Source organism: Staphylococcus sp. HMSC070D05, from assembly GCF_001815595.1.
Classification (GTDB): domain Bacteria; phylum Bacillota; class Bacilli; order Staphylococcales; family Staphylococcaceae; genus Staphylococcus; species Staphylococcus hominis.
Window position 1 is genome coordinate 1 of record NZ_KV821149.1, and the last position, 18,494, is coordinate 18,494.

Sequence of the window (18,494 nt, forward strand, 5' to 3'; positions counted from 1 at the left end):
ATATCATTCCCACTAATTGGGGTCAGTCCATTGTAGAAACATTGGCTCTTTTTTTTTAAGTCAAATAAAAAAACTCTTTACTTAAAAAGTAAAGAGTCAAATGACGGAAACGGAGGGATTCGAACCCTCGCGCCGCTCTCGCGACCTACACCCTTAGCAGGGGCGCCTCTTCAGCCAACTTGAGTACGTTTCCATATGGCTCCGCAGGTAGGATTCGAACCTACGACCGATCGGTTAACAGCCGATAGCTCTACCACTGAGCTACTGCGGAATAATATAACGTGTTCTTTAATCAACACAAATATAATTATATCAATAATCTTAAAATTTGCAAGGGATAGTCTTTAAAAAATATACGGAACATTTACACTAAATTAATATAATCGTTCCGTATATTTTAAAAATAAACATACAGCTATTTATCTTCTAATAAAGAATAGTGTGAAAGTGCCTCAAAGATATTTAAAGATGTTTTTTCATAATCGATTGGCATATCTGGATTATTAGACTTCATTCTTGCTTGTTTATCAATCATATAGTAATAGAAAATAGAATTAGAATATTGATGCCATAAACTATGAAAAGATACATTTAATGTTAGTGATTCTTGATTAGCAAAGACAATTTTACTCTTTCTGTTTTTTAATGGCTTAATATCAGAAATATAATGCATATTAATCCATATATTTTCTTCTAAACGGTCTGAATGTGTTGGGAAAAAGTAAGTTGGAAACAATGGTGTGAGAAGGATGGGAGGTTTACTAGTTATTCCAGCAATGCGTTGAGTTTCAGCTTTCTTGCTTAAGTAGTTATTGTCATAAAATCTACAAGATCGTTCAATAATTTTTTGAGTTTTAAAAGGGCTTATTTCTCGTGAGGTATCGAATTTGAGGATTTCTGAGCCGTTCGGTTGTTGATGATCATCAAAGGTAGGTCTAATCACCATATCACCTTTACGTATGACATAAATCGTATTAGGAGATTTATTGAACTGAGTCATAAGATCAGCTCCTTATTTAATTATTTATTATTAAGCACGAAGAGTGATTAATAATATAAAGTTATTATATAAAAAAAGTATATATTGTCAAGTTATCATATAAAAATAAAATTACACTAATCTGTTTAGAAAAGTCTGAATATTCATTGATTTCAAAATAAAAAGCTTGTATACTATTTTTAAATTAATAGAAAGGTAGTGAATCTTATGTATTACAATACAAATGTTAAACATACCACACTAGAAGAATTTGTAACGACGGTGAATGATTTAGGTGTAGAACTTGTGATTGACGAAGCGTTACGTTTAGAAAGAAAGAAACAACTTATAACATTGATTGATGAAGCCTTGGTTAATAGAAATGAAGATGATTTTAATCAATATACTACTGAATTAAAACATTTGGAGGCATTTCTCAATGAGTAAATCCGGTTCCAATGAGTCATTATAAAAAGGTCTATTCTCTAAAATAAAGTGAATAGACCTTTTTAAATTATTTTCTTTTTGAATTTCCTTCTATTTTATTTTTAATCCATTTCAATACATAACCTGTAATAATTGTTCTCACAATACGTTTAATAAAGTTTTTCATAGTCACATTCTCCTTTTTAAAACTATTATTAATTTATACCCTATTTTCTTTAATTTAAAGAAGAAAGTTTAAATACTTTTGTTTGTTTTTTATCTAGGTATAAAAATATATCCATTATTATCAGCTTTAGTAGTAAAGATAATGATAATGCCATGAATGATCGAAATAATTGTTGGAATAAGTGTCCAAAAAAAGACCAAATGTAATACGCCTTGGCCAACTTTATCCGCATAGAACTTGTGAATCCCAACGCCACCTAAGAACAATGCACATAATACATATAATGCTTTGTTTACTCTCATATTATGGATGCCTCCTTATTTTCATATTGTAAGTAATTTATGATTAAAATCAAGAATGTCACTTATAAAAGAATTAGTTTATACTTACTATAATATTTAATTTCTTGTAAGAATATGAGTATGATGTAGATGGGGGTGATAATATGATTAGAAAAGCGACACCGAGTGATAATAAGCAAATCGCAAAACTTTATTATTTAATATGGAAAGATATGGAACTTGACATTGTAAAGGAAATTTCTGAAAAGCGTATAATCAATTTACTCGAACTTAGTATAGTCAATGTACATTATCGTACCTATTATAAAAATATATGGGTATATGAAAAAAATAATGAAGTAGCCGGTTGTATTATCGCTTATGATGGATCGAAAGAAATGGAGTTTGAAGAACAATGGAACCAACTGCCTCTTGAAGAAGATATCAGATTAGTTGGAACACCTTTACCTATAAAAGAAGCTAAACATGATGAGTGGTATATTGAAGCAGTGGTCACATCGCCTGATTATAGAGGACAAGGTATTGCAACACAATTATTTGAATACTTGATTACCACAGGTTCTAATAAAAAATGGAGTTTAAATTGTGACTACAATAATGAGAAAGCACTTAAACTTTATAAACAACTAGGTTTCAAATGGGTCGAAGATATTAATTTATATGGTCATGATTATCTACATATGATATATATATCATAATAAAAAACCAGCATTGTTAAAAAAGAACAATGCTGGTTAAAACAAATTAGATACCACCTAAAAGTGCGCTGATATAAATACCTAAAGCGTACAAAATACCAAAGATTGTATTCGTTTTACCAGTCGCTGCCATCGCTGGCATCATGCTTGGTGGTGTATCGTTTTTATTAAAACGGCGAATTGCTTTGATTGGCATTGGGAATGAGAATAATACTAACAAGTAGAATAATGAGCCACCTGATTTGAATAAAGCAGTAAATATTACGATTAAGTATGCTAAGATATACATCGCTGCCATAAACGTAATAGAAGCTTTTTTACCTAATAAAATAGGTAAGGTTTTACGACCACTTGCTCTATCTTTAACACGGTCACGAATGTTATTAGCCATATTAATTAACCCGATTGTAATGACAATAGGTAAGCTAAGCCAAACAACGAAACCATTGACATTACCTGTTTGAATAAAGAAGGTAAGTAAAATGATAATCATACCCATAAATAATCCGGAGAATAATTCACCAAATGGCGTCCATGAAATAGGAATAGGTCCACCAGTATATAAATAACCAATTGCCATACATACAATACCAACTGGAATAATCCAAAATGAACTATTAGCAGCTAGATATATACCAAGTAAAGCGGCAATAATATAAAAAGCAATTGCTAGATTCATGACAAGTTTTGGACTCATACCATTTCGAACAATCGCGCCACCGATACCTACAGATGTATGATCGTCTAATCCTTTTTTAAAATCATAATATTCATTAAACATATTAGTCGCTGCTTGAATTAAAAGACATGCGATTAACATTGCTAAAAATAGGCTGAATTTAATATGATCTTGACTGCCCAGTAAGAAAAGTTTAGCTGTCGCTGTTCCTACTAATACAGGGACAATAGACGCGGTTAAAGTATGAGGTCTCATTAAATGCCAATATTTTCTAACAGTTGAATATTGTTGATATTGATCTGCCATAATATAATCTACCTCTTATAATATAAAGTTTTAACATATGTATTTTAAAGGAATAGGTAAGAAAGGTCAATCAACGTGAAATATTTCTCTAAATTGATTAAGCAATTATAATACGATGAATAACGAAAAATGTTACAATATTTTAATGAGTAAAAAAAAGATAATGAAAGAAGTGAAATGAATGGCTGCTAACCTAATGGAAGACAAAATTTTGGAATCTATATATGAAAGCAATAAAAACTGGGTTTCTGTTGAAGTCGTGTTAAATAAATCTTTAACACCAAGTGAATTATTTAATTTAACTGAAAAACAAGCTGGAGATCGATTTTATTTGCGATTAAACGATAATATGTCTTCATTTTTCGGCTATCATGCAATTCAAAGATTTAAGAATAACTTTGAAAATAAACAATCTATCTTTCGGGAATGGGAAAAATTTAAAAATGATGTAGAACTAATTCATGTTAATACGCAAAAGCATCACCTTAAAATAGTAGGGGGATTCCAATTTTCAAATCATAAATCTGATGATGAGTGGCGTGAATTTGGGATTAATCATTTTGTGGTACCTGAAGTACTTATTTCTTCAGTTAACAATCAAACCATTTTGACATATACAGTTGAAAAAGCTCAATTTGAAATGGAAAAATTAAATCAAATGATTAATTATTTCGAAAATGCTCAAGTCGATACGACAGAACGAGAGACAGCTTTAGGCAATGTAACACGCATGGAAGACATTTATGTTGATGAATGGAAAGATCTTGTAAGTCAAACGATTGAACAACTTGATAAAGATAAAAAAGTAGTACTTGCGAGACGTCGCTTAATTAAGTTTGATAAGCCAATTAGTATTCCTTATGTACTTAATCGTGCGTTAAACAATGAGAAAAATAGTTACTTATTTATCCTAGAGTCTAACCAATCTGTATTCTTTTCTCAAACACCAGAACAATTATTAAAAGTTGAGAACGGTGTATTATCTACGAAGGCTGTAGCAGGAACCATTCCTCGAACACAAGATGCTGAAAAAGATGAAAAAAATGTTCAAGCATTTCTACAAGACAGTAAAAATCTAGGTGAACATCAATTTGTCGTTAGAAGCATTTTAAATGATATTAAGCCTTATGTAGAAAATGTAGAGTACAATCAAAAACCTAATATTTTAAAAAATGATCATATGTACCATTTGTATACTGAAATAAAAGGAACATTATTGAATCATTCGTATATTAGTTTAATTGATGAGTTACATCCTACACCTGCCTTAGGGGGTTATCCTAAGAAAGAAGCAGTTGATTATATTGAAAAAAATGAATTTGGTACACGAGGATTATATGGATCTCCAGTTGGATATATCGATGTAGATGATGATTGTGAATTTATTGTGGCTATTCGTTCAATGTTAATTAAACAAAATCAAACTACTTTATTTGCAGGTTGTGGCATCGTAAAAGATTCTAATGCTGAAAGTGAAGTTGAAGAAACATCGGTGAAATTTTCACCAATGATGAATGCTTTAGGAGTAGTGAATAAGAATGAATCATAAAGAAGCTTTAACTAAACAAGTTTATACATTTGCATCAGAGTTATATGCCTATGGTGTGCGAGAAGTCGTTATTAGTCCGGGCTCACGTTCGACGCCTTTAGCTATTGCATTTGAAGCGCATCCCAATATTAAAACTTGGATACATCCTGATGAACGTAGCGCAGCTTTTTTTGCTTTAGGATTAATTAAAGGAAGTGAACGCCCAGTTGCGATTTTATGTACTTCTGGAACAGCGGCTGCTAATTACACGCCAGCTATAGCTGAAAGTCAAATCAGTCGTATACCGCTTATAGTATTAACTAGCGATCGCCCACATGAACTTAGAAGTGTAGGCGCACCACAAGCGATTAACCAAGTCAATATGTTTGCAAATTATATTAACTTCCAATTTGATATGCCTGTAGCTGATGGCAGTCAAGAAATGCTCAATACTATCAATTATCAAATGCAAATTGCAAGTCAATATTTATATGGTCCACACCGTGGTCCAATACATTTTAATTTGCCATTTAGAGAACCGTTAACACCAGATCTTGAAATGACTGAGAATTTAAAATCTGAACATAAAATATTGCCTCATTATCAAAAAAATATAGATATACAAGATATAAAAAATGTATTAAAAGATAAGAAAGGCCTGATCATTGTAGGGGATATGCAACATCAAGCAGTCGATCAAATTTTAACTTATGCTACAATTCATGACTTACCAATTCTTGCAGATCCACTTAGTCAATTACGTAAGTTTAACCATCCTAATGTCATTACAACATATGATTTATTATACCGTTCTCATTTAAATATTGATGTTGATTTTATTATACGTGTAGGTAAACCAGTTATTTCTAAAAAATTAAATCAATGGCTTACACGCACAAATGCATTTCAAATATTAGTTCAAAATAATGATAAAATTGATGTATTTCCAACACCGCCACACATCTCATATGAAATATCAGCAAATGATTTCTTCAGAAGTTTAGTGAATGAACCAACAGTAAACCGTAAGGATTGGATTGAACGTTGGCAATCTATAGAAGCACAATCTCGTAAAGCAATCACTCAACATATGTCTCAAGCGACAGATGAATCAGCATTTGTAAGTACACTGATTCAAAAACTCACTAAAGATGATGCGTTATTTGTAAGTAATAGTATGCCTATTCGTGATGTAGATAATTTATTATTTGATAGTGAAGTAGAAGTGTATGCTAATCGAGGTGCAAATGGTATTGATGGTGTTATTTCTACTGCTTTAGGTATGGCAGTACATAAAAGAGTGACATTACTGATTGGAGATTTAGCTTTTTATCATGATATGAATGGATTATTAATGGCTAAATTAAACGATATTCATATTAATATTGTTATACTTAACAACGATGGTGGCGGTATATTTTCTTATTTGCCACAAAAAACAGCAGCAGAGCAATACTTTGAACGTCTATTTGGTACACCAACTGGACTAAATTTTGAGTACACTGCCATGTTATATGACTTTTCATTTAAACGTTTAAATAATATTACCGATTTTTCTCAAGTATCATTTTCAAATATGAATTCATATATATATGAAATTCTTACAAATCGTGAAGATAACTTAGAACAACATCAACTTTTATATAAAAAATTGAGTGAGATCTTAAATGTTACATTATAATTTTTATAAATCTGAGCATCCAAGCAATCAATTATTGATTTTACTTCATGGTTTTATTAGTGATAGTCAAACTTATATGAATCATATAGAGGCGTATCTTACTCAATGTAATGTTTTAACTATTGATTTACCTGGACATGGCAAAGATGACTCACCTACAGATCAAATATGGGACTTTCCGTATATAACGGAACAAATAAATCGAGTTTTATCTCAATTTGAGAAATATAAATTCAGTTTATTAGGTTATTCAATGGGTGGACGCGTAGCACTCTACTATGCAATACATGGTCAATATGAAATCAAACAATTAATATTAGAAAGTACATCACCAGGCATTGCTGACGAATCCTTACGTAAAGAAAGACAGGCTATTGATCAAGCACGTGGACGTGTATTAGAAATAGCTGGAATTGAAGTATTTGTAAATGATTGGGAAAAACTCCCTTTATTTCAAACACAATATCTATTAGATGATAATAAAAAACAGGCAATGCGTCGTATGCGACTTGCGCAAAATCCTTATAAGTTAGCGAAAGCTTTAAGAGATTATGGAACCGGACATATGCCTAATTTATGGGGAGATATTAAGCGTATAAAAAGTGATTGTCTTATTCTAGCAGGAGAATTAGATGAAAAATTCGTTAATACTGCTAAAAAAATGGCACAAGAAATTAAAAACTATCAAATCCATATTTTTAAAAATGTAGGTCACACAATTCATGTGGAAGATGAAGCGGAATTTGATACAATAGTATTAGGTTTTTTAAAGGAGGAGCAAAATGACTAGACAGTGGGAAACACTAAAAGAATATGATGAAATTAAATATGAATTCTTCGAAGGAATTGCAAAAGTAACAATTAACCGTCCAGAAGTACGTAATGCATTTACACCTAAAACAGTAGCTGAAATGATTGATGCATTTACTAGAGCACGTGATGATCAAAATGTTTCTGTTATTATCTTAACAGGTGAAGGCGATAAAGCGTTTTGTTCAGGCGGAGATCAAAAGAAACGTGGACATGGTGGTTATGTTGGTGAAGACCAAATTCCTCGTTTAAATGTATTGGATTTACAACGTTTAATTCGTGTTATTCCTAAACCAGTTATTGCAATGGTTAGAGGTTATGCAATTGGTGGAGGTAACGTATTAAATGTAGTATGTGACTTAACAATTGCTGCAGATAATGCAATCTTTGGTCAAACTGGACCTAAAGTAGGGTCATTTGATGCTGGTTATGGTTCAGGATACTTAGCTCGTATCGTAGGCCACAAAAAAGCACGTGAAATTTGGTACTTATGTCGTCAATACAATGCTCAAGAGGCATTAGAAATGGGCTTAGTTAATACTGTAGTACCTTTAGATAAAGTAGAAGATGAAACAGTTGCTTGGTGTAAAGATATTATGAAACATTCACCAACAGCATTACGTTTCTTAAAAGCTGCAATGAATGCAGATACAGATGGTTTAGCTGGTTTACAACAAATGGCTGGAGATGCTACATTACTGTATTACACTACTGATGAAGCAAAAGAAGGTCGTGACGCATTTAAAGAAAAACGCGATCCTGATTTTGATCAATTCCCTAAATTCCCATAAACAATAGTAATAAAAAAACGCAAAATTGACTTAGTCAATCTTGCGTTTTTTTTAATTATCTAACACATTAGGATAGTGTTCTTTTAAATATAATTCTAAACGGCGCATACCTTCTTTTAAGACGCTCATTTCATAAGCATAAGAAATACGAATATAGCCTTTTCCTATATCTGTAAAAGAAGATCCTGGCACCATCGCAACATGTGCCTCTTCCAGTACATTGACACAAAAGTCAAAATCATTATTAGTGAATCGTTTAATACTTGGGAAAATATAAAATGCACCTTCAGGTTGAGCTTCAAGTTCGAATCCTAGCGATAACAATTTAGCTTTTAAATAATCACGTCGTTCAATATAAGCTTCGTTCATATATTTTGGTGCTTCTAAGCCCTCATTTAATGCAGCGATACAAGCAATTTGAGCAGGAACATTAGCACAAATACAGTTATATGCATGCATGAAAGTTAATTTTTCAATTAAATATTCAGGACCGATTAAAAAACCGATACGGATGCCTGTAGCTGAATGTGATTTACTTAAGCCACCAATGAGTAATAGTTGATCACGTATCTCTTTATATTCTGCAAAAGAAGTATGTGTTCCTGTAAACGTATTTTCAGCGTAGATTTCATCACTGATAATAAATATTTCTTTAGTTTTTAAATAATGTACAAGGGCTTCAACTTCTGAGCGCTCTAATATAACACCAGTTGGATTAGTAGGATAATTTAATAAAATTGCTTTAGTTTGATTAGTAAAGTAAGCTTCAATTAGCTCAGGTGTTACCTTAAAGTCAGAATGTGTGGTATCAATATAAACAGGTTTACCACCTAAAGTTTCAACTAATGGGATATATCCAGCATAAATAGGGCCAGGGATTAAAATTTCATCTCCAGGTTCGATTATACTTCTTAGCGATGTATCTAACGCTTCACTTGCACCGTTTGTAACAATAATTTCTTCTTCACTATAAAAAAATCCATATCTATGCTTAAAATATTGACTAATCGCTTGACGTGTTTCAGTAAGACCTTTGTTATGTGAATAACTTGTTTTATCTTCGCTTATTGCATTAATATATGCTTGCTTAACCACATCAGGCATTGGAAAATCAGGTTGGCCAATAGTTAAATTAACGCAGTCGTCAATATTTTTTATTCGACTTGAAAACTGTCGGATACTTGGCGCTCTTAAAAACCTAGAATTTGAATTTAAAGTTAATTTCATATTTACACCTCTAAATGTAATCATTCAAAGTATTATGACCTCTTTACTTTGAAATAGAATATAATTATCATATCATATTTTTATTTATAATATTTAATTAATAAAATCTCACTTTCTCTCAATTTAAATAGAAAAATGAGAAATCGTGTATAATGAATGGATCATATCATATTATTAAAATGAATTTAGTCAATTTATTGAATAGTATTGTCTAATTATAAAATTAACTTTATAATATAAACAATTACTAGAGTGGAGTAGAACAGCTATGTATAATCAACTAGAAAAACTTATTACCCTAACAAATAATGATCTTAATTTAGTAAATAGACGCTTTGGCCAACGGACTGATATAACAAATGACCAACTGGAATTATTAAGAATTCTTTATAACTATGATCGATTATCACAATATGATTTAACAATGAAGATTAGTAGAGAACAATCTATTGTATCTCGTTGGATAAAGAAATTAGTTCATAAAGGTTATATTACAAGTCAACAGTCACATGAAGATTTACGTTGTAAGGATTTATGTTTAACAACTGAAGCTAGAGATTTAATTAAACAAATCAATATAGCAAGATGTGAATTAATCGAAGCTAGATGTCAATGTTTAACAGAAGAGGAAATCAATAATTTGAATCATCTTTTAAATAAGCTTAATAGTCGTCATCTTTATATCTAACATAGCACCCATTTTATTGTTCTTTATAACATAGCACAATAAGATGGGTGTTTGTATTAAATATAAAATTTAGAGCAGAAAAAAATCTGAGACAGAAATAAGTGTCTCAGATTCTTTTACGTATGGGTAGACGATAACTGAATTGAAACTGAATTCAGTCTCACTCCCAAGTATTATTATTGATTAAATACTGGTATTTCAAAATATTTACCAACTGAATTAATTTGATCGTATAAGTATTTTAAACTTTTAGCATTCAAATTTGCCCAATTAATATCAGTAGCATATTGATGTGTACCAGGTTGATCAGGATTCCAACGCATTTTATAAAGTGTATTTTGACCAGATTTAATATAATCTTGAGCAATAAATTTAGCTCCATCAATAATAGCTTTAGAAATACTATTCCAGCCAGATTGTTTTGCGTAATTAATTCCATTTACAAGTGGTGCATAGTCATAAGCTCCAATACCATATACATTATAGTATTTAATAGGGGAATTAGAAACGACTTGATTATTAACCAAATTTGCACCTTTAGCAAGTTTAGATTGGCCATTACCCGTTTCAAGTAAGGCATGAGCAATTAAGTAAATTTCATTAACACCTGTCAATTTTGCAGCATTAGCAAATGCTTGACCTTGGTTTTCTAACATTCCCTTACCTTTAAGTAGTCGATTTAAACGATCTACAGATAATGATTGTGGACGATCTAAACGTAAAAATTGATATTTTAAAGCTGAATTTTTTGCAAGTGTTTTCGCGTTCATAGCATTTTTAATTTCATTATACGTTGCATTTGACCAACCGCTATTATTACGTTGAACTTGTGGTGGCGCACCGTAAACATTTTGTTGAATTTTAGTGATATCATCAAGTGTTCTATAGTTTTTAGATAGTTTAACTAATTGTTGTTGTAAATCGCTTTTCTTAATCCATACTGATTTACCATTACTTAATTTACCATAATACCAAGTGATACCATTTACTACTTTTCGTTTTGTAACTTGAAAAATTTGTTCATTAAATGGCTTAAGTGAGTACGCTTTAGCTGAAGTAGGGTCGTCATAGTAAAAACTATTACCATTAGTTATAACTAAATCATCGTTATAGTCTTCTGCTGTATCGAAAGATGAAGCGTCTGTTAAATCTTTTAATGCAATCCAACCTGTTTGATTATTAACTGTACCGTATAAATACGTTTTACCATCAACAATTGTCGATTTAGAAGCTTTGAAATTTTGATTAGCAATGTTGTTTTTATCTAATCGTTGTTGATTAGTGCCCCAAGCAATCGTATACAAGCCATTATTATTTTGGTTGACAGTATAAGTACCTTTCACTTTTTGTTCTTCATCTAAATTTTTAATATTTAAGTCTTTAACATTATACCAACCTAATGGGGTATTTCCAGAAGTACTAGATAATAAAACATATGTATTATCATCTAATTTTTTTTCTTTAGTTACAACATATGTTTTGTTAGCATATTGCTTTGCGTGCTTACCACTTGCATCGTAAATACTTGAACGTATACCATCATTGGTTGAATTTACTTGAGCAATTTTTGAAACAGTTTGAACACTACTTGTTTTTTGACTCGCTTTTACAGTTTGAACATCGTCTGATAAAATCCAGCCCCAAACTTTATTGATAACACCGTGAAGATACGTATTTGAGCCTACTTTTAAAGCGTCTATCGATTTTAGAACATCACCTTTTGAAGGAACTATTGCTTTAATTTGAGACGAACCGCCCCAAGGTGTTTCATATATATTACTATTTCCTTTGATATTGTAATTTTTAATACCATCATTTATAGGTGTTGTAGTTTGAATATTAATTTCAGATGAAGGAATCCAACCGTGTGATTGATTACCATTAAAGTCAGAAATCAAATAAAAGTTTTTGTTATTTAATGTCGCTTTTTTAGTTACACGATAAGTATTACCGTTAATAGAAGGATTTATTTTTCCAGATGAGTCATATACTGTCGTGTAAGCACCATTATTTCTTTTAGCTACTTGTCCTAAAGTGTTATTTAATTGAGAAATATTAAGTACATTAGCTGTATCCGCTTTGTTTTGAATATTATTTAAATAATATTTACTTACCCAACCAGTTAAACCATTTACTGAACCATATACATATGTTGATTTACCTACTTGTTGTGATGCACTCGCTTTAAATGGAGATTGATTTGATTTAGACACTGTTCCAGCAATTTGATTATAATTACCCCATGGAACAGTGTATAGTGTCGTTCCAGGTTTAATAGTATAAGATTTATTTACTTTCGTTTTAGAAGTAGTAGTATTATAAATCGTTTCATTTTGTTTAACCCATCCATATAATTTTCCACTATTATAATCGGATACTAGGTAATATTTGTCTTTACCAAGCTGTGCAGATTTTGTAACTGCTAAAGTATTATGAACTTGATTCGTCGTTTTTCCCTTAGAATCATATACAGTAGTATAAAGACCGCTATTATCTGATTTAATTTGAGCTAAGCCATTATTAGATGTTACTGTTAATTTTTTATTATTTATACTTGGTTTAGTAGTAGGAGTTGAATTATTTGTAGATGTTGTACCCCATGGTGCAACTTTACCCATTTTAATTAAATATTTTTCGTTAATTAAATCATATAATTCATCATAACTATAATTATGATTACTCAAGTAGGCATGTGGATCAGCGTGATCTGTACCTCCAAGATAACGACTAATAGCATAATGAGTCCATACTGTTCCTTTAGCATCATATTCAGCACTATCTGGTTTTAACCCATAATATTGTAATTGTGTAGCAGCGTAATCTGCATAGTTATTCATTGAACGTGCAAATGAAGCATAATCATGTGTATGAACAATTTCAACATTAATAAAACGATTATTTCCATATGGTCCAGCTCCCCAAGATAAATAATCAGTAGGGGCAGTCTCAATAATACGATTTCCATCTACAAATGCATGTACAAACGCATTTGTATAATTATTTCTCATATAATTAATTTCGCCTTCAATCGTTGAATTGTCATTTGCAGTATCATGCACGACAATGCCTTCAGGTTTTCCAACTCCATTTCGATATCCATATTTTGGGAAGTAAGATGTATAATGTTCTTCAATCGAAGGCGCTTTCAAATTATTTGAGCGAATATAATTATTAATTGAAGATTTAACTTGTGGTACATATTTTGGTAGTGAAGAAGTAGTTGAATATGTACTTACTGTAGCTGGACCACCTTTTCCACCAACACCTTTATGAACCGATGATGTAGAGTCAGAGACAGATGCATCATTTGATTGAGTTGAAGTTGTAGCTTTATTATTAACATGAGTGTTATTTAAAGTTGCACTGTATGCGCGTACTTTTAAAGTATTATCCATTGGTGAAGTTTGAGCATTATTATTTTTAAGAGTAGTATCTTCATTGTTAACTGTAGTGTGATCTGATGTATTTGATAAATTTTTAGACGTACTGTCACTTTCTGTAGTAGAAAATGATGATACTTTATTATTGTCATTAGTTGTCGTTGTAGCATTATTATCTACTTTTTGTTGCTTATTATTAACGAAATTAGTGCTTGATTGAGCTTTTGATATGCTTTTGTTTTGACTATCTACGTTATTTAATGTTGTTTTAGGCTCATCTGTATTTAACTTTTGTGTATTTGAAACTTGAGCACTTTCATTATGAGTTGGTTGTGTTTCAGTAGTTACACGATTTGAACTTAATTTATTATTAGAATTTGATGATGTAACTAATTGAGTTGAATCAGTTGAAGTAGTAGAGGTAGTAGCTACTTCATTATTATTATGTTTTGTATTATCAGATTGATCATTTGATATTGTATCACTGTTTTTAACTGTATCATTAGTATTAGAACGTGAGTTATTTTGAGATGACGCTGATTGATTTAAGTTATCTAATTTTGCATCATATGTGTATGTATTATTAGTCGTATTTGATTTTACTAATGTAGGGTCTTGGTAAGTTTGCACCCCAGAAATATTTTGAGCTGCATTACTGACTTGATGTTTAGCTACATTGGCATTTTCAATATTTTGTTGATCATCGATTACATTATTAGCAGCCTCTTGTTTGTTTTCAGAGGCTTCAGCATGATGTGTAGTAAATGCTGCACCAAATAAAGTAAGGGCGATCATTGATGGGAATTTAAAGCTAAATTTTTTCGACATAACAGTTGCTCCTTTTTTAATTTACTTTTTTATTATAACGTCAAGAAAAGTAAGAGTAATTACTTTTAACTAATTTGTAAACTAAATTTAATTTTGTTTTTATAAATATCTAGTTGTTGAGATTGAAATTCAAGTATTGAAAAATATAATTTAAATTATTTTATACATTTTAATATGAACAATATTTTCTTCTTGAAAAGGAAAACCAATACTAACATAACCTAGTTTTTCATAGAATGGTTCAGCTTGTAGTTGTGCGTTTAAAATAAGTTTATGATGATGTTTTCGTTTTGCAATACTTTCAATCGTGTTCATTAATGTTTTGCCGAATCCTTTATTGCGATAAGGTTTTAAAATTGCTACACGTTCTATTTTTATACCATCTTCATATGGACGAAATCGTGCACAAGCAAATGGATGATCATCGTGATACCCAATAATATGAGTCGAAGTATTTTCAAATGCATCTAATTCGTTTTCTAATGGAACCCTTTGTTCTTCTACAAAAACTGACTTTCTAATTTCAAAACAATCAGAAAGCATAGATTGATTAATTACTTCTTTAAACATGTGATATTTACCTACTCTCTTAAATTAAATAAACTCAATCATTGTATAGAATCATTTTATATTATTTAGATATAGAAAAACTCCCTTTACTAAAAAGTAAAAAGGAGTAGTAAATTATAATGCTTCTTGGCGAACAATTGCGCAATATTGCCAAAAAATTCTTAATTGTGCGATGTTCCAGTTATTCATACCCATAGTGAAACCTGAAGGTCTAAAAAGATTAACATCTGTAACCTCTAAAGCAGCTGCAATTAAATATTGCAATGGAATACTAATGCTTTGCATTGTTTCCGTAATTCCATTTTCATCATATACCCAAGAAAAGGGTAAATCAGATTCAAATACATCTACTTTATTAAAAATTTCAGGTAAAGCAACAATGTAACAAGCTCCATTTACAATTGGATTCACTGAATTCTCACCATAGTATACTAATAATGCCTCATAGTTTTCACGATGTTCATGATTAACATAAAAGAATTCACTTCTGAATAAAGCCATGTCTTGACTATGAATAATTTGTTGTTCTAATACGTTAAACATGCCGTTAATATTAGCAATTTTTTCATATGTTTTGCGTGACATTCTACGTACTCCTCTCAAATTAATATAATTGATTTATTTCATTTTGATTGTTGAAGTCGTTTGAGTTGTCTGGATTGTTGCTATTGACTTGATTACTCATTTGATCTTGCTGATTCATAGCACTATCAGATGGATTTTGTTCTGATTGTGATTGCGTAGAAGGGTTAGTAATATTACTTTGAATAGAGTTTTCATCTGTTGAGGTATCTTTTTGATTATTTTCTAAAAGAAACGAATCAATAGGTGTTAACGGTACTAGATTGCCATAATGTTTAATGACTCTTTCATCCAGTAAATCATTCTTATCTGTTATTTTAGATAGTCCTAAATCAGAACGCAATAAATTTGAATATTTTAATATGTTCTTAATGCTAGGGTTATAATAGTAAATACCATTTAAATAATCATTGTCACCTTTAAGTTGAGACTTTTTAAAGTCTATATTATCAGATAAATAAATTGAAGCTATAGATTTAATTTCTTCCGTTGTTAGATTATGTTTAGCATTTTTACCTACTATTTGAACGAGTTCATCTAGTTTGTCATATGAATCTAAATTTTTTGCTTTCTGAAATAAAATTTTGATTAAATCCATTTGTCTCTCGCCACGTTTTAAATCTGAATCGTGATGACGTGTGCGTGCTACAGCCAAAGCTTCATCACCATTTAATTTGTGATATCCTTTTTTAACTTTGATTCTTCCAGTATCATCTGTATTAGGCTCATCTAAATCATAAGGTACATCGTAATAAATACCATCTAATTTATCTACCGCTTGAACAAAGGCATCCATATTAATTCGAACATAATAGTCGACAGGAACATTAAGTGTGGCTTCAACAGTATCCATAGCAGCAATAGGACCTCCATAGGCATGTGCGTGTGTAATTTTATCGTAATAACCTACTTTAGGAATATAACTGATTGTATCACGAGGAATACTTAATAAACGGATTTGCTGCTTATTGGGATTAAGTGTTGCTAAAATCATTGAATCAGTTCTTGAATGTTCAGTCGTCTGACCATTTTTACGTCTACCTTCATTATCGTCTATCCCAAGAAACAATAGTGAGATAGCGTCTTTAGAAGGATTCATTTTGCTATTTCTTAAAGTAGAATGACGTTTTGCATCAGATTTATTATATGAAGATTGCAAAGCATTCTCAGAATGATGATATAAATTGACAATAAAAATGACAGGAACAACAATAAGTAATAATGTTAATAGCATCATAAAATATTTAAAAAAACGATTCATAATTATGTGCTCCTATACGTATTTATTAAAAAATTAAGTTAATAATTTAATCATACCATTTTAATATAAAAGAATAATAATTATTACTCCCATAGCCATAAATTGTATTACTAATTGGCTAAAATTACAACTTAATTTTAATATAAAAAAGTAATGATTAAAAACTTTTATTTACGGTGAAACAGGTCAGAAAAACTTACTTTATCGGGCTAAAGAATGATAAAAAAATAGTCGGAGTAAGATATATTAAAGATGATACTTCAGTAAAAATAATATATAATATAATTTATCGAAAGAATAATAATTTAATAAAATAGCGTGGAGTTAATAGTTTTTATTAAATTGTAATGAGGCAGCAAATGAAAAAAAGAATAGAAATAATAATATTAACCATAGTTTTAATCATCTTAGTAACATTATTCGTCATATTCTTAATGAAAGTATATAAAACACATCATACAGATACAGAATATAACAAATTTAATGATAATAAAACGTATTTACAAAAAAGAGATTATCATGTATCAAAATTGCCACATTTAAAGACAATCGAAGTTGAAGAATCACATATCAAAAATATTGATGAATATTTAAAAGCAATTCATTTTAATGGGGCAGTTACAGTTCTTGAACGTGGTAAATTAAAGTTGAATAAAGGATACGGTTATCAAAATTTTCATCATAAAACTAAAAACTCACCAAATACAATGTATTTAATTGGTTCCGCACAGAAATTTACAACTGGATTAATTCTAAAAAAATTAGAAAATGAAAATAAAGTGAATATAAATGATTCTGTCACTAATTATTTACCTTGGTTTAAAACGACAAAAAATATAACGTTAAAAGATCTAATGTTACATAGAAGTGGATTATATAAATTTGAAGCTTCTCCTAAAACTAAAAGCCTTGATGGTGCAGTACATGCAATACAAGCAAGGGGAATTAATGAAAAATTTTATCATAAACACTTATATAATGATGCTAATTACTTAGTGCTTGCTCAAGTAATAGAAGTAGTCACACATAAATCCTATGCTGAAAATTATTATAATGATTTAGCACAACCATTTAGTTTACAACATAGTGCTTTCTTTAATGAAAAACTATATAAAAAACATATGGCTACAGGATATAAAATGATTGACGGTAAATTAACTGCTATGAAACCAAATATATTAGATCAATATTATGGAGCGGGTAATTTATATATGACAACATATGATATGGCTCATTTAGTAAATAATTTTAAAAATAATAATATTTTTAGTGAATCAGTGTCAATACCACTGACTCAGCAATTAGGAACAACAGTATATCCTGAATCTTATCGATATGGATTTTATGTTACACCGCAATATAACAGAATTAATGGTGTGTTCTATGGACAAATATTTACTGTCTATTTCAATCAACATTATGTCATCGTACTTGCTTCAAATATAGGTGATAATTCTAAAGTAACAAATGAAAAGCGAATCTCATATATTTATCATAAAATACTAAATCAACATTCTTATTATCAATAAGAGTAAAAATAAATATTAAAAGGTCGGAACATTAATGTTTCG

17 protein-coding genes and 2 tRNA genes are annotated in these 18,494 nt (G+C 30.3%); 8 read left to right on the plus strand and 11 right to left on the minus strand.

What is annotated here, in order from left to right; genetic code table 11:
• Positions 1–104: 104 nt before the first annotated feature.
• From HMPREF3046_RS08295 to HMPREF3046_RS08305, 3 genes are all read right to left on the minus strand, one after another.
• Positions 105–193: transfer RNA gene (locus HMPREF3046_RS08295), tRNA-Ser, on the minus strand.
• 3 nt (positions 194–196) lie between these two features.
• Positions 197–271, minus strand: a tRNA-Asn gene (locus tag HMPREF3046_RS08300).
• A gap of 144 nt (positions 272–415) precedes the next feature.
• Entirely contained in the window at positions 416–1,000 is a 585-nt protein-coding gene (locus tag HMPREF3046_RS08305; protein ID WP_070718556.1) for a competence protein ComK, read from the minus strand.
• A 207-nt stretch (positions 1,001–1,207) separates the two neighbouring features.
• Between HMPREF3046_RS08305 and HMPREF3046_RS08310 the strand changes: the two genes are divergently transcribed.
• Positions 1,208–1,426: an IDEAL domain-containing protein gene (locus HMPREF3046_RS08310; protein WP_070718559.1), complete on the plus strand. Its 219-nt coding sequence runs from the start codon at positions 1,208–1,210 to the stop codon at positions 1,424–1,426.
• A 67-nt stretch (positions 1,427–1,493) separates the two neighbouring features.
• On the opposite strand, the gene HMPREF3046_RS11555 is transcribed toward HMPREF3046_RS08310, so the two are convergent.
• A complete protein-coding gene (locus HMPREF3046_RS11555) occupies positions 1,494–1,592 on the minus strand; it encodes an SAR1012 family small protein (protein ID WP_017175792.1) in 99 nt (32 codons plus the stop codon).
• Positions 1,593–1,681: 89 nt separating this feature from the next.
• The gene (locus tag HMPREF3046_RS08315; protein ID WP_070718562.1) at positions 1,682–1,894 is read right to left on the minus strand and encodes a TM2 domain-containing protein; all 213 of its coding nucleotides are present in this window, start codon (positions 1,892–1,894) and stop codon (positions 1,682–1,684) included.
• Between the two features lie 143 nt (positions 1,895–2,037).
• Here HMPREF3046_RS08315 and HMPREF3046_RS08320 point away from each other — a divergent pair, with 143 nt between their 5' ends.
• A complete protein-coding gene (locus HMPREF3046_RS08320; protein ID WP_070718565.1) occupies positions 2,038–2,592 on the plus strand; it encodes a GNAT family N-acetyltransferase in 555 nt (184 codons plus the stop codon).
• A 46-nt stretch (positions 2,593–2,638) separates the two neighbouring features.
• Here the strand turns inward: HMPREF3046_RS08320 and HMPREF3046_RS08325 are convergent, their stop codons facing one another.
• Positions 2,639–3,577: a 1,4-dihydroxy-2-naphthoate polyprenyltransferase gene (locus HMPREF3046_RS08325; protein ID WP_070718568.1), complete on the minus strand. Its 939-nt coding sequence runs from the start codon at positions 3,575–3,577 to the stop codon at positions 2,639–2,641.
• Between the two features lie 181 nt (positions 3,578–3,758).
• Between HMPREF3046_RS08325 and HMPREF3046_RS08330 the strand changes: the two genes are divergently transcribed.
• Genes HMPREF3046_RS08330 through menB form a run of 4 tightly spaced genes read left to right on the plus strand, consistent with a single transcriptional unit; the run spans position 3,759 to position 8,387 of the window.
• Complete coding sequence (locus HMPREF3046_RS08330) at positions 3,759–5,126, plus strand: isochorismate synthase (RefSeq protein WP_070718570.1); 1,368 nt, start codon at positions 3,759–3,761, stop codon at positions 5,124–5,126.
• Entirely contained in the window at positions 5,116–6,786 is a 1,671-nt protein-coding gene (gene menD, locus HMPREF3046_RS08335) for a 2-succinyl-5-enolpyruvyl-6-hydroxy-3-cyclohexene-1-carboxylic-acid synthase (protein ID WP_070718573.1), read from the plus strand. The genes HMPREF3046_RS08330 and menD overlap by 11 nt, the downstream gene beginning before the upstream one ends.
• Positions 6,773–7,576 (plus strand): 2-succinyl-6-hydroxy-2,4-cyclohexadiene-1-carboxylate synthase, encoded by an 804-nt coding sequence (gene menH / locus HMPREF3046_RS08340; RefSeq protein ID WP_070718579.1) that lies wholly within the window; start codon positions 6,773–6,775, stop codon positions 7,574–7,576. Before menD ends, menH begins: the two co-directional genes overlap by 14 nt.
• Positions 7,569–8,387, plus strand: coding sequence for a 1,4-dihydroxy-2-naphthoyl-CoA synthase (gene menB / locus HMPREF3046_RS08345; protein ID WP_002448062.1), 819 nt, complete (start codon positions 7,569–7,571; stop codon positions 8,385–8,387). Before menH ends, menB begins: the two co-directional genes overlap by 8 nt.
• 51 nt (positions 8,388–8,438) lie before the next feature.
• On the opposite strand, the gene HMPREF3046_RS08350 is transcribed toward menB, so the two are convergent.
• Entirely contained in the window at positions 8,439–9,614 is a 1,176-nt protein-coding gene (locus HMPREF3046_RS08350) for an aminotransferase class I/II-fold pyridoxal phosphate-dependent enzyme (RefSeq protein ID WP_070718804.1), read from the minus strand.
• Between the two features lie 268 nt (positions 9,615–9,882).
• Between HMPREF3046_RS08350 and HMPREF3046_RS08355 the strand changes: the two genes are divergently transcribed.
• The gene (locus HMPREF3046_RS08355; RefSeq protein WP_002448073.1) at positions 9,883–10,302 is read left to right on the plus strand and encodes a MarR family transcriptional regulator; all 420 of its coding nucleotides are present in this window, start codon (positions 9,883–9,885) and stop codon (positions 10,300–10,302) included.
• A 176-nt stretch (positions 10,303–10,478) separates the two neighbouring features.
• Here the strand turns inward: HMPREF3046_RS08355 and HMPREF3046_RS08360 are convergent, their stop codons facing one another.
• The 4 genes from HMPREF3046_RS08360 to HMPREF3046_RS08375 form a co-directional block, all read right to left on the minus strand.
• Positions 10,479–14,510 (minus strand): glucosaminidase domain-containing protein, encoded by a 4,032-nt coding sequence (locus HMPREF3046_RS08360; protein WP_070718582.1) that lies wholly within the window; start codon positions 14,508–14,510, stop codon positions 10,479–10,481.
• 150 nt (positions 14,511–14,660) lie between these two features.
• Positions 14,661–15,080, minus strand: coding sequence for a GNAT family N-acetyltransferase (locus HMPREF3046_RS08365; RefSeq protein WP_070718584.1), 420 nt, complete (start codon positions 15,078–15,080; stop codon positions 14,661–14,663).
• Positions 15,081–15,194: 114 nt separating this feature from the next.
• Complete coding sequence (locus HMPREF3046_RS08370) at positions 15,195–15,665, minus strand: DUF2538 family protein (RefSeq protein ID WP_002448219.1); 471 nt, start codon at positions 15,663–15,665, stop codon at positions 15,195–15,197.
• 19 nt (positions 15,666–15,684) lie between these two features.
• A complete protein-coding gene (locus HMPREF3046_RS08375; RefSeq protein ID WP_070718587.1) occupies positions 15,685–16,923 on the minus strand; it encodes an LCP family protein in 1,239 nt (412 codons plus the stop codon).
• A 359-nt stretch (positions 16,924–17,282) separates the two neighbouring features.
• Between HMPREF3046_RS08375 and HMPREF3046_RS08380 the strand changes: the two genes are divergently transcribed.
• Positions 17,283–18,452 carry a serine hydrolase domain-containing protein gene (locus HMPREF3046_RS08380; RefSeq protein ID WP_070718589.1) on the plus strand — a complete coding sequence of 390 codons (1,170 nt, stop codon included), beginning with the start codon at positions 17,283–17,285 and terminating at the stop codon, positions 18,450–18,452.
• Positions 18,453–18,494 lie beyond the last annotated feature (42 nt).